General features: G+C 69.0%; 6 protein-coding genes and 9 pseudogenes. 9 read left to right on the top strand and 6 right to left on the bottom strand.

Annotation, left to right across the window (positions count from 1 at the left end; genetic code table 11):
- The 4 genes and pseudogenes from AB1285_RS20175 to AB1285_RS20160 form a co-directional block, all read right to left on the bottom strand.
- Nucleotides 1–237 (bottom strand): annotated as a pseudogene (locus AB1285_RS20175) (ATP-binding cassette domain-containing protein); the annotation flags it as partial.
- Complete coding sequence (locus AB1285_RS20170) at nucleotides 234–881, bottom strand: hypothetical protein (protein ID WP_429977757.1); 648 nt, start codon at nucleotides 879–881, stop codon at nucleotides 234–236. The pseudogene AB1285_RS20175 and the gene AB1285_RS20170, both read right to left, overlap by 4 nt.
- 118 nt (nucleotides 882–999) lie before the next feature.
- A pseudogene (locus AB1285_RS20165) lies at nucleotides 1,000–1,314 on the bottom strand (BMP family ABC transporter substrate-binding protein); the annotation flags it as partial.
- Nucleotides 1,315–1,606: 292 nt separating this feature from the next.
- Nucleotides 1,607–2,714: pseudogene (locus tag AB1285_RS20160) on the bottom strand (mannose-1-phosphate guanylyltransferase).
- A gap of 164 nt (nucleotides 2,715–2,878) precedes the next feature.
- On the opposite strand from AB1285_RS20160, the pseudogene sdhC reads away from it, so the two are divergent.
- The 8 genes and pseudogenes from sdhC to trpS all read left to right on the top strand — a co-directional run bounded on the left by sdhC (nucleotide 2,879) and on the right by trpS (nucleotide 10,306).
- Nucleotides 2,879–3,316: pseudogene (gene sdhC, locus AB1285_RS20155) on the top strand (succinate dehydrogenase, cytochrome b556 subunit).
- A pseudogene (locus AB1285_RS20150) lies at nucleotides 3,316–3,809 on the top strand (succinate dehydrogenase hydrophobic membrane anchor subunit). The pseudogenes sdhC and AB1285_RS20150 overlap by 1 nt, the downstream one beginning before the upstream one ends.
- Entirely contained in the window at nucleotides 3,775–5,604 is a 1,830-nt protein-coding gene (sdhA, locus tag AB1285_RS20145) for a succinate dehydrogenase flavoprotein subunit (RefSeq protein WP_429977756.1), read from the top strand. The pseudogene AB1285_RS20150 and the gene sdhA overlap by 35 nt, the downstream one beginning before the upstream one ends.
- Before the next feature lie 2 nt (nucleotides 5,605–5,606).
- Nucleotides 5,607–6,374 carry a succinate dehydrogenase iron-sulfur subunit gene (locus AB1285_RS20140; protein WP_187661947.1) on the top strand — a complete coding sequence of 256 codons (768 nt, stop codon included), beginning with the start codon at nucleotides 5,607–5,609 and terminating at the stop codon, nucleotides 6,372–6,374.
- Nucleotides 6,375–6,488: 114 nt separating this feature from the next.
- Nucleotides 6,489–7,286, top strand: a pseudogene (locus AB1285_RS20135) (YihY/virulence factor BrkB family protein); the annotation flags it as partial.
- Between the two features lie 418 nt (nucleotides 7,287–7,704).
- Nucleotides 7,705–8,163 (top strand): annotated as a pseudogene (locus tag AB1285_RS20130) (endonuclease/exonuclease/phosphatase family protein); the annotation flags it as partial.
- 161 nt (nucleotides 8,164–8,324) lie between these two features.
- Nucleotides 8,325–8,546, top strand: a complete 222-nt coding sequence (locus tag AB1285_RS20125; RefSeq protein ID WP_429977755.1) for an exodeoxyribonuclease III — start codon at nucleotides 8,325–8,327, stop codon at nucleotides 8,544–8,546.
- Between the two features lie 757 nt (nucleotides 8,547–9,303).
- Nucleotides 9,304–10,306, top strand: a pseudogene (gene trpS / locus AB1285_RS20120) (tryptophan--tRNA ligase).
- 666 nt (nucleotides 10,307–10,972) lie between these two features.
- Here trpS and pth read toward each other — a convergent pair.
- Nucleotides 10,973–11,554: pseudogene (gene pth, locus AB1285_RS20115) on the bottom strand (aminoacyl-tRNA hydrolase).
- A gap of 97 nt (nucleotides 11,555–11,651) precedes the next feature.
- Nucleotides 11,652–11,870: a hypothetical protein gene (locus AB1285_RS20110; RefSeq protein WP_429977758.1), complete on the bottom strand. Its 219-nt coding sequence runs from the start codon at nucleotides 11,868–11,870 to the stop codon at nucleotides 11,652–11,654.
- Here AB1285_RS20110 and AB1285_RS20105 point away from each other — a divergent pair.
- The coding region (locus AB1285_RS20105; RefSeq protein WP_429977754.1) for a hypothetical protein at nucleotides 11,772–11,969 on the top strand (198 nt) is incomplete at its 3' end. The two genes, AB1285_RS20110 and AB1285_RS20105, sit on opposite strands and share 99 nt — an antisense overlap.

Genomic DNA, 11,969 nt, shown 5'->3' with positions numbered 1-11,969 from the left:
GCGATGCCCGCGGCCATCGCGTCTCCGGGGCCGCGGAAGTGCTGCACGACGTCGTCGAGGAGGATCTCGCCCTCGTCGGCCTGATACAGGCCGTAGAGCACGTTCATCAGCGTCGACTTGCCTGCACCGTTCTCGCCGAGAGAGCGTGGATCTGACCGGTTCGACCACGAGATCGATGTGGTCGTTCGCCACGAGGCTGCCGAATCGCTTGGTGATGCCGCGAAGTTCGAGCTTCATATCTGCACCTTATCCAGAAGAGTCACCGAGGAGAATCGTCGCCGCCCACAGTGCGGGGCGAGTGGCAGCCTGCGCCACTCGCCCCGTGCTGGGTACGGCTCCGACTCAGCGGGTGGGAGAGTTCTCGGACTCCACCGTGATGTCGCCGGAGATGATCTGCTCCTGGAGAGCGGACAGCTCGTCCGTGAGGCCTCGGGCAGGTCCGCCTCGAAGTCGCCGAAGCCGGAGAGCTTCACGCCCTCGTTCTCGAGCGTGCCGATGTAGGGCTCCGGATCGACTCGCCGGCGGCGGCCGCGAGCGTCGGCGTCGCGGACGGCCACGTCGATGGCCTTCATGATGGAGACGAGCGTGATGTCGGCGACGCTGGGGTCGGCGACGGCGAGGTCGCTGTCGACACCGAGCATCAGCGTGTCCTTGCCGCTGTCGTTGATCGCCGCTGCGGCCTCTGGTAGACCGGGCCGCGACGGGGAGGATGACGTCGACACCCTGGTCGAGCACGCCCTGGGCGGTCTGCTTGGCCGTGTCGTTGGCGTCGAAGCCGCCCGTGGAAGGAGCCCTTCTGGTGGCGGCGTCCCAACCGAAGACCTGGACGTCGCCGACTTGTCCTCGTTGTACTTCTCGACACCGAGCTGGTAGCCGTCCATGAAGACGGCGACCGACGGGATCTGCATGCCGCCGAAGGTGCCGACCTTGTTCACCGCCGGCCTCTGCGGACCAGGCGGCCGCGGCGTAGCCGCCGAGGTAGGCAGCCTGAGCGGTGACGAAGACGAGGGGCTTGATGTTCGGCGCGTCGGTGGTGCCGTCGAAGTCGTTGTCAGCCCAGTCGTCGATGATCGCGTAGTCGATCTCGGGGTTCGCGAGCGCGGACTCGACCGTGGCTGCGGACAGCTTGAAGCCGACCGAGACGATGAGCGAGCAGCCTTCGGAGACGGCGGTCTCGAGGTTCGGCGCGTAGTCGTTGTCGTTGGCGGACTCGAACTCCAGCGGCTTGATGCCGAGCTCGTCGCGGCGCTGTCCATGCCCTCCTTGGCCGACTGTTTGAACGACCTTGTCGTTCCAGCCGCCGGCGTCGGAGATGAGGCACGGCTTGAAGTCGGAGTCGACGGGGGCGGATCCGCCCTCGGACTCGTCGGTCGGCGCCTGACCGCAGCCGGCAAGAGCGAAGACGACACGGCGGCGACCGTCGCGCCGAGCAGCTTCTTGGTGGTGGAGATGGTCACGGATGCCTCCCTCAACGAACCCGCGGCCATCGCGGATCGATCAAAGTTACCTAGTGTTTCGACGTTCGTGCACGTCGGCCCCGGGCGGCCGGGCCAATGGTTACAAAGCTGAAATCAACCCTTGCCGATGAGCATGGAGCGCTTGCTCATCAGAGCACGTCGCCCTGGCCGTTGAGTTTGAGCGACTCCACCACGCCCTTCACCCGCTGCGCGTTCTCGACCGTTGTGACCAGGAGCGCGTCCGGGGTGTCGACCACGACGATGTCCTGCACCCCCACCAGGCTGATCACGCGGGTGGTCTGGCTGACGAGGATGCCGCTGGCCGCGTCGGTCAGCACCCGGGCGCGGGGCCGAGGACGGCGAGGTCGTTCTTGCGGCCGTCGTGATGAGCTTCGTCAGCGACGCGAAGTCCCCCACGTCGTCCCAGTCGAAGTGCCGGGGACCACGGCGAGACGCCCGCGCCGCGCCGCCGGCTCCGCGACGGCGTAGTCGATCGCGATCTTCTTCAGCCGTGGCCAGATGCGGTCGACGGCGGGCCGCGGAGCTCCCGGTCGTCCCAGGCCTCGGCGAGTTCGAGAAGACCGGCGTGCAGGGCGGGCTCGTTGGCCGCGAGCTCGTCCAGCAGGACGCTCGCCTTCGCGATGAACATGCCCGCGTTCACAGTAGGTGCGCTCGGCGAGGTAGGCCCTGGCCGTCTCCAGATCCGGCTTCTCGACGAGCTCTCGACGAGGGCCGCCTCCCTGGCGCGCTCCACGACCAGCTCCGGCCCCTCTTGATGTAGCCGAAGCCCGACCGCCGGCTCGGTCGGCGCGATGCCGATCGTGCAGATGTAGCCCTCCCTGGCGACCTCGACGGCGTCGCGGACGGCGAACTCGAAGACCCGCGTGCCCGGATGACGTGGTCCGCGCTGAACGAGCCGATGATCACGTCCGGGTTGCGCCGATGCAGCACGGCCGCGGCAGCCCGATCGCCGCCGCGGACTCGCGGGGCTCGGATTCCAGGAAGACGTTGAGGTCGGCGATGCCGGGCAGCTCCGCCTCCACCGCAGCTCGGTGGGCGCGGCCGGTGACCACCGCGATCCGGTCCGGTCCGGCGAGCGGCTCCAGCCGGTCCCACGTATCGCGCAGCAGCGAATGGCCGAGAGCCGGTGAGGTCGTGCAGGAACTTCGGGGCGTCCGCGCGGGACAGCGGCCACAGCCGACTGCCGATGCCACCGGCGGGGATGACCGCATAGAAGTCTTCGATCGGCTCGCTCATGCAGGCCAGCGTAGCGGCGGGTTCGACTTAGGCTCCCTTCGTCGCCCGCGGCGTCCGCACGGGAATAGGATGGACTCCGATCGGGCGTGCCTGACCCTCCTCCAGGCCAGATGTGGACGAAGCAGCGCACGCGACCGAAACACATCGATCCAGGGAGGACGACCGTGTCCACAAGCGCTCGCTTGACACCGTCGATTTCGAAACCACGTCCAAGACCCCCCGCGGCACCCCTCTACCTCGGGGTCGCGAAGGCATGTGGTCGTGGGTGCTTCACCGCATCACCGGAGTCGCCATCTTCTTCTTCCTGTTGGTGCACGTGCTCGACACGGCGCTGATCAGGGTGTCGCCGGAGGCGTACGACGCGGTCATCGGCACGTACAAGAACCCGGTCATGGCGATCGGCGAGGTCGTGCTCGTGGCGGGCATCGTGGTTCCACGCCATGAACGGCCTGCGCATCATCGCCGTCGACTTCTGGTCGAAGGGCGCCAAGTACCAGCGCCAGCTGTTCTGGGGCGTGCTGCTCGTGTGGGGCATCATCATGGCCGGCTTCGTGCCGCGTCACCTGATGCTCGCGTTCGCCGGCTTCGGAGGAGGACACTGATGAGCGCGCAGACCGTCGCCGCTCCCGCCCGCCGTCAGCGCGGCATCAACCTCGAGAAGTGGGGCTGGGTCTTCATGCGCGTCTCGGGCGTCGTGCTCGTCGTGCTGATCTTCGGCCACCTCTTCGTCAACCTCATGGTCGGCGAGGGCATCCACGCCCTCGACTTCGCCTTCATCGCCGGCAAGTTCGCCACGCCGTCTGGCTAGTGGTGGGACGTGCTGATGCTCTGGCTCGCCCTCATCCACGGCGCCAACGGCTATGCGCACGATCGTGAACGACTACGTGACCACCCCACCGCGCGCAAGGCGCTCGTCTGGGCCCTCGGCCTGGCCGCGGGCCTGCTCATCTCCTCGGCACCCTGGTCGTCTTCACGTTCGACCCGTGCCTGGGTGTGACCGAGTCGAGCACGCTGTGGGAGACTGCCAGGCGCAGGGCTAGAAAGAAGAGGCAAACGAGAAGTGACTACCCAGACGCAGGATTCCGTCGTCCGTGACGGCGTGCACTACCACCAGTTCGACATCGTCATCGTGGGCGCCGGCGGCGCCGGCATGCGGGCGGCCATCGAGGCGGCCCCGGCAGCGAAGACGGCCGTGATCTCCAAGCTGTACCCGACGCTGGTCGCACACCGGTGCCGCGCAGGGCGGCATGGCGGCGGGGCCCTCGCGAACGTCGAGGAGGACTCCTGGGAGTGGCACACCTTCGACACCGTCAAGGGCGGCGACTACCTCGTCGACCAGGACGCGGCGGAGATCCTCGCGAAGGAGGCCATCGACGCGGTCATCGACCTCGAGAACATGGGCCTCCCCTTCAACCGCACCCCTGAGGGCAAGATCGACCAGCGCCGCTTCGGCGGCCACACGGCCGAGCACGGCAAGACCCCGGTCCGCCGCGCGTGCTACGCCGCCGACCGCACCGGCCACATGATCCTGCAGACGCTGTTCCAGAACTGCGTCAAGCTCGGCATCAACTTCTTCAACGAGTTCTACGTGCTCGACCTCATCACCGTGAAGGACGCGGCGGGGGCGACGCAGGTCGCCGGCGTCGTCGCGTACGACCTCGCCACGGGCGAGCTGCACGTCTTCCAGTCCAAGGCCGTGATCTTCGCGACCGGCGGCTTCGGCAAGATCTTCAAGACGACCTCCAACGCGCACACGCTCACCGGCGACGGCGTGGGCATCGTCTGGCGCAAGGGCCTCCCCCTCGAGGACCTCGAGTTCTTCCAGTTCCACCCGACCGGTCTCGCCGGCCTCGGCATCCTCCTCACCGAGGGTGCGCGCGGTGAGGGCGCGATCCTCCGCAACGCCTCCGGTGAGCGGTTCATGGAGCGCTACGCCCCCACCATCAAGGACCTGGCGCCTCGTGACATCGTCGCGCGCTGCATGGTCCAGGAGGTCGCCGAGGGCCGCGGCGCCGGTCCCCACAAGGACTACGTGCTGCTGGACTGCACGCACCTGGGCGCCGAGGTGCTCGAGACCAAGCTCCCGGACATCACCGAGTTCGCCCGCACGTACCTGGGCGTCGATCCGGTCGTCGAGCCGGTGCCCGTCATGCCCACCGCGCACTACGCCATGGGTGGCATCCCCACGAACAACAACGGCGAGGTGCTCGCGGACAACGACACCGTCGTCCCCGGTCTCTACGCCGCCGGCGAGTGCGCCTGCGTCTCGGTGCACGGCGCCAACCGTCTCGGCACGAACTCGCTGCTCGACATCAACGTGTTCGGCAAGCGGTCGGGTCGCAACGCGGTGGAGTACGTCAAGACGGCGGACTTCGTCCCGCTTCCGGAGAACCCCGCGGCGTTCGTCTCCGACATGCTCGAGGGCCTGCGCAACAACCAGGGCACCGAGCGGATCGCCGTGCTGCGCAAGACGCTGCAGGACGAGATGGACAAGGGCGCGCAGGTGTTCCGCACGCACGAATCCCTCCAGCACGTCCTCGGCGTGATCGCCGAGCTCCGTGAGCGCTACAAGAACGTGCACGTCGACGACAAGGGCCACCGGTTCAACACCGACCTGCTCGAGGCGGTCGAGCTGGGCTTCCTGCTCGACATCGCCGAGGTCGTCGTCTACGCCGCACAGAACCGCGAGGAGAGCCGCGGCGGCCACATGCGCGACGACTTCCCGAAGCGCGACGACGAGAACTACATGAAGCACACCATGGCGTACCTCACGGGCGACCCGCACTCCTCCGACCCGAGCGACCACATCAAGCTCGACTGGAAGCCCGTCGTCTTCACCAAGAACGACAAGGGCGAGTTCAACTACCCGCCGATGGAGAGGAAGTACTGAGCATGTCCAACGCCCTCGCCGAGGCCCCGGCAGACACGACGGAAGAGACCGGGATCCAGTCCTTCATCGTCACCTTCAACATCCGTCGGTTCGACCCGGAGATCGACGCCGAGCCGCACTGGGTCGACTACGACGTGGAGCTCTACTCCACCGACCGCGTCCTCGACGCCCTGCACAAGATCAAGTGGGAGGTCGACGGCTCGCTCACCTTCCGGCGCTCCTGCGCCCACGGCATCTGCGGCTCCGACGCCATGCGCATCAACGGCCGCAACCGCCTGGCGTGCAAGACGCTGATCAAGGACCTCGACATCTCGAAGCCGATCTACGTCGAGGCCATCAAGGGCCTGCCGCTGGAGAAGGACCTCGTCGTCGACATGGAGCCGTTCTTCGCGTCGTACCGCGAGGTGCAGCCGTTCCTCGTCGCGAACTCCGTGCCGGAGAAGGGCAAGGAGCGCACGCAGTCCATCGCCGACCGCGAGATCTTCGACGACACCACCAAGTGCATCCTCTGCGCCGCGTGCACCTCGTCATGCCCGGTGTTCTGGACCGACGGACAGTACTTCGGCCCGGCGGCCATCGTCAACGCGCATCGCTTCATCTTCGACTCGCGTGACGACAACGCTGCGGTCCGCCTCGACATCCTCAACGACAAGGAAGGCGTCTGGCGCTGCCGCACGACCTTCAACTGCTCCGAGGCGTGCCCCCGCGGCATCGAGGTCACCAAGGCCATCGCCGAGGTCAAGCAGGCGGTCCTCCGCGGCCGTCCCTGACGCGCCGACACAGGCATTCACGCGAGAACAGGCGGTCCCGGACGGGGCCGCCTGTTCTCGCGTCTGTGCCTGTTCTCGCGGAAGGGCGTGATCGGTCTTGGGTAGGGTGGGGGCGTGTCCGAGCCCGGTTCGGCGACCGATGGTCGCCTCGATGCCGCGGTCGAGCGCGCGACCGCGCTGACGCGGCGGACCCTCGGTCTTTTCCCGGTGCGGGTGTGGCGTCACTTCCTGCAACACAACGGCTTCCTGCTCGCCGCCGGGGTGAGCTACCAGGCGCTGTTCGCCATCTTCGCCGCGGTCTACCTCGCGTTCGCCATCACAGGGCTCTGGCTCGGCGGCAGCGAGGAGGCCGTGAACGGGCTCATCGACATCATCAACAACTACATCCCGAACCTCATCCTCGACGAGGGCGGCGTCTTCACGCCCGCACAGGTGCAGGAGATCGCGTCGAACACCACCGGGTTCCTCGGAATCACCGGCCTCATCGCGCTCGGCACGGTCATCTGGACGGCGATCGGCTGGGTGACCTTCTCCCGGCGAGCCGTGCGGGACATCTTCGGCCTCGAGCCCGACCGCCGCAGCTACCTCCTCCTCAAAGCGCGCGACCTCCTCGCCGCCCTCATCTTCGGTGTCTCGCTGATCCTCGGCTCCGCCCTCAGCTCGGCCAGCGCCGCCGTGCTGAGCTGGGTGCTCTCGCTCCTCGGCTGGGACGCGGGATCGGACGGCCTCAACCTCGGCATCCGGATCGGCACGGTGCTCGTGTCGTTCGTCCTGCTGACGGGGGCGCTGGCGGCGATGGTGCGCTTCCTCACCGGCACCTCGCTGCACTGGAGCACCATCTGGCCGGGCGCCCTCCTCGGCGGCGCGGCCATGACGGTGCTGCAGTTCGGGGTCGGGTTCCTCCTGAGCTACACGCCGTCGAATCCCCTGCTGGCGACCTTCGCGATCTTCGTCGGGCTGCTGCTGTGGTTCCGGTGTGAACGGGGTGGTCATGCTCGTCGCCGCCTCCTGGATCGCCGTCGCCGCCCAGGACCGCGACCTCCCGCTCCTGCTGCCGACGGAGGCCGAGCGGCGGGTGGCGGAGCACGCCACCCTGCTCGCGGCGGCGCGGATCCGATTGCGCGACGCCCGAGCCGCGCAAGACGAGGCCCCGTGGTATCGGAGCTGGGCGGCCGGGCACGCCGTCCGCGAGGCGGAGGACGAGGTCGCGCGACTGGAGACCTCTGCTCCCCCGCCCGCGCCCCCGACCTCCCCTCTCGCGCAGCGCCTGCTCTCCGAGCTCGATCACCGTCAGAACCGCGATGTCGGCGGTGCTCGTTAGGCTGGAGGAATGCCTCACCTGCGTATCGCCTCGGTCAATGTCAACGGGATCCGGGCGGCCGCCCGCAACGGGATGAGCACGTGGCTGGACGCCGCGGACATCGACATCCTCACCCTTCAGGAGGTGCGCGGGCAGGACGAGCACATCGAGGCCGCCCTCCCCGGCTGGACCTTCGTCCACGACGAGGCCACGGCCAAGGGGCGCGCAGGCGTCGCGATCGCCAGCCGCCTCCCCGCGCTCGCCTCCCGGGCGGACTTCGGCCCGGAGGACTTCGACTCCAAGGGGCGCTGGATCGAGGCCGACTTCCTGATCGGCGACCGTCCGCTCACCGTCGTCAGCGCCTACGTGCACTCCGGCGAGGCCGACACCCCGAAGCAGGACGAGAAGTGGAAGTTCCTCGACGCGTTTCGAAGCGCGACTGGCGAGCCTGAACACCGACGGCGCCCTCGCCCTCGTCACCGGCGACCTCAACGTGGGGCACCGCGAGCTCGACATCAAGAACTGGGCGCGGCAACCGCACCAAGGCCGGCTTCCTGCCGCGTGAGCGCGCCTACTTCGATCGCTTCCTCGGTGAGGCCGGGACCCCGGTCACCGGCGTCGACGGCTCGGTCGGCACCGGCCTGGGCTGGGTGGACGTCGGCCGCCGCTTCCACGGCGAGGTGGACGGGCCGTACACCTGGTGGTCCATGCGCGGGAAGGCCTTCGACAACGACTCGGGATGGCGCATCGACTACCACCTGGCCACGCCCGCTCTCGCCGAGCGCGTCCAGGCGTACCACGTGGCGCGTGCGGCCGCGTACGACCAGCGCTGGAGCGACCACGCGCCGGTCGTCGTCGACTACACCTACTGACCCGGGGTCGGGCTGCTCCGAGGGCGACGGCTCCGACTCCCGATACCATCCGCGGTACTCCAAGACGGTGCCGAGCAGCGGGGTGTTCACGGCACGCATATCGATCGTGCGCCGGCGGTGCTCCGCGTCCCAGCCGTCGATCAGGTCCACGCGCACGCCGAGCGGACCGGGCAGCGCGAACCGCCGACCCGCACAGCCGCAGCGCGACTCGGACGGTGCGCATCCGCAGGAAGCCCTCCGCCGTCACGCTGCACTCCTCGATGAGCTCCACGCGGCCTCGGGCACCGAGGAGATTCCGGACCAGTCCCGGCCGCACGCTCACCGTGAGCCGGTCGACGATCCGCGCGGTCCGTCCGGGGAAACGGAACTCGCGGATGGAGTCGAGCGTCGCGCGGGCCGGTCTCTGTGCGCCCCGAGGCCGTGCGGAGCACGAACGGGACATCTCGTCCCGATGTCGGCACCAGAAGACCCGGCCCGACGATCGGACGCGCGAGACCGGCTTGCGCGACCGAAGCGGCTCCCCGCGACGGCGAACACCCCCTCCGCGTGCCCCGCCGCGACGGGGGAGCGCGATACTGCGCGAGGATCTCCGGGTGCAGACGCTCGGCGTCCGCGCCCAACGCGTCGAGGAACACCTGTCCTCGCGTCGGAGGCGCACCGCTCGTCATGACGTCAGCGTAAGGGATCGGCCGGCGCAGGGGTCCGCGGCGCGGACGCATAGGATTGACGGGTGAACAAGCCTCGTCTCTATTCCGGAATGCAGCCCTCCGGCCGACTCCCTCCAGATCGGCAACTACATCGCGCACTCCTGCAGTGGCGGGAGCTCCAGACCTCGTACGACGCGTTCTTCTCCGTCGTCGACCTGCACGCCCTCACCGTCGCCCAGAACCCGGCAGAGCTCCGCGAGGAAGACCCGCCGTACCGCCGCGCAGTACATCGCGGCGGGCATCGAGCCCTCGCAGTCGACGCTGTACGTGCAGTCGCACGTGCGTGCGCACGCCGAGCTCGCCTGGATCCTCAGCACGATCACCGGCTTCGGCGAGGCCGGACGGATGACCCAGTTCAAGGACAAGTCGGCCCGCTACGGCGCCGATGCGACCAGCGTCGGCCTCTTCACCTACCCCGTGCTCATGGCCGCCGACATCCTGCTCTACCAGACGGACGTCGTGCCGGTCGGCGACGACCAGAAGCAGCACGTCGAGCTCACCCGCGACCCTCGCGGAGCGCTTCAACTCGCGGTTCGGCGAGACCTTCACGGTGCCGGTCCGGTCATCCAGAAGGAGACGGCGCGCATCTACGACCTGCAGAATCCGACGGCCAAGATGTCGAAGTCGGCCGAGAGCGATGCCGGCGTGCTGTGGATGCTGGACGACCCGGCGAAGTCGTCGAAGAAGATCATGCGCGCGGTGACCGACAACGAGGGCACCGTGCGGTTCGATCGCGAGGCCAAGCCGGGCGTCTCGAACCTCCTGACCATCTACGCCGCGCTGACCGGACGCCAGATCCCCGCGATCGAGGACGAGTACGCGGGTCGCGGATACGGCGACTTCAAGAAGGGCCTCGCCGAGGGTCGTCGTGGAGGAGTTCGCTCCGGTGCGCGACCGTGCTCTCGAACTCCTCGACGACCCGGCCGAGCTCGACCGGATCCTCGCCGAGAACGCCGCCCCGCGCCGATGCCGTCGCCGATCGGACGCTGTCCGACGTGTACGACCGCGTCGGACTGCTGCGCCGGGTCTGAGCCGCGCGCCACCCTAGGATGACATCGTGACCGATCCGCAGCTGCCCCCTCCGTCCGGCGCCGTTCCGCCCGCCCCTCCGGCGGCCTCGGTCCCGCAGGACTCGGTCTCCGGTGCGATCCCGCCGCCCGCGTACGCGTCCGTACCGCCGAGGGCTCCGGCACCGTACCCGCCCGCCGGCGGATACGGCCAGCCGGCCACCCCCCGGCTGCGCCTCCGGGGGCGTATCAGGTGCCCGTGGGCGGCTACGCAGCACCGTCCGGCACGTACACCGCGCCGGATGCCGCGCCGAAGCCCTCGGGGTTCCTCGGCCTGCTCGCCCTCGGCCTCTCGATCCTCGCGGCCGTCGTCATGCCGATCATCGGCGGCGTCCAGCGCGTTCGAGGTGGGCCGCCGCATCCCGCAGGGCAATCAGCGGCTCCTCGGGAGATCTCGGGTTCCTGTCCCCCGCGCGTGATCAGGTGCTGTGGACGGAGCTGTCGTTCTGGGCCGGCACGGTTCTCGGCATCGCCGCGATCGTGCTGGGCATCATCGCGATCCGCCGAAGCAGGGACGTGGAGCGGGCATCGCCGCGCTGATCGTCGCCGTCCTCGGCGCAGTCATCTTCTTCGTCGCCGTGTTCACGGCCTTCGCCGTCGGCGGCGCCGCGAGATACGCCACCTTCACCACCTGACCCCCGCGGGGCGCCGGTCAGCGCGGTGCGTGATGCTTCTGCTGCGCGGCGAGCAGGCCTTCCCCGACGAGGAGCTCGACGGCGTCCGCGGCGTCACCCACGAGCAGGGGGAAGGTTCGCACGCTCGTCCTTGCCGAACGGGGAGAGCACCCAGTCGGCAGGATCCTGGCGCCCCGCCGGTCGGCCGATGCCGACCCGCACCCGCGGGAAGTCCGGGCTCGTGAGGGCCCGCGCGATGTCACGCACGCCGTTGTGCCCGCCGTGCCCTCCTCCGGTCTTGAGCTTGACCGTGTCGAACGGGATGTCGAGCTCGTCGTGCACGACGACCACGTGGTCGAGAGGGACGGAGTAGAACCGGGCGAGCGCTGCGACAGGGGTTCCCGAGACGTTCATGAACGTGTTCGGCTTGGCGAGCACGAGCTTGTCGGCACCGGGCCGGAGCCAGGTCTCGACGACGCGCGCGCCCCCCTTGTGCTCCCGGAAGCTCTCTCCGCGGCGTGCCGCGAGCTCATCGACGACCATCTGGCCGATGTTGTGGCGGGTCGCCTCATAGCGGGGTCCGGATTGCCGAGACCGACCACGAGCCAGGTGGCTGCCATTCCTCGTCCTCTCTCGCCGGAGCCGTCACCCCGGTCAGGATACGACGGAGGGGACGCGATCCGATCGCCGTCCCCTCCGTGATGAAGCAGGCGGAGATCACTCCGCGGCGGCCTCCTCGGACGCCTCGCGGCACCCTCGGCGGACTCGCCCTCGGTCTCCTCGTCCTCGACCGGAGCGGCCGGGACGGAGATCGCGACCACGAGGACCTCGGCGTCGGTGAGGAGCGTCGAGCCCTTCGGGAGGGTGACGTCGGCGGCGGTGATGTGCGCGCCCCTCCTCGAGACCCTCGACCGAGACCTCGATGTTCTCGGGGATGTGGGTGGCCTCCGCCTCGACCTGGATGGTCGTGGCATCGAGGTTGACGATGGTGCCGGGGGCGACTCACCGGTGACGACGACGGGGACGTCGATGGCG

The sequence above is a fragment of the Microbacterium sp. NRRL B-14842 genome (assembly GCF_050470785.1).
The sequence above is the reverse complement of the archived record's forward strand: the minus strand, read 5'-3'. Positions and strand labels throughout refer to the sequence as shown.

Bases quoted from the DNA above. Each gene is read 5' to 3' on its own strand.
- AB1285_RS20170 (WP_429977757.1), bottom strand. From the start codon at position 881: ATGGACGGCTACCAGCTCGGTGTCGAGAAGTACAACGAGGACAAGTCG.
- AB1285_RS20140 (WP_187661947.1), top strand. From the start codon at position 5,607: ATGTCCAACGCCCTCGCCGAGGCCCCGGCAGACACGACGGAAGAGACC.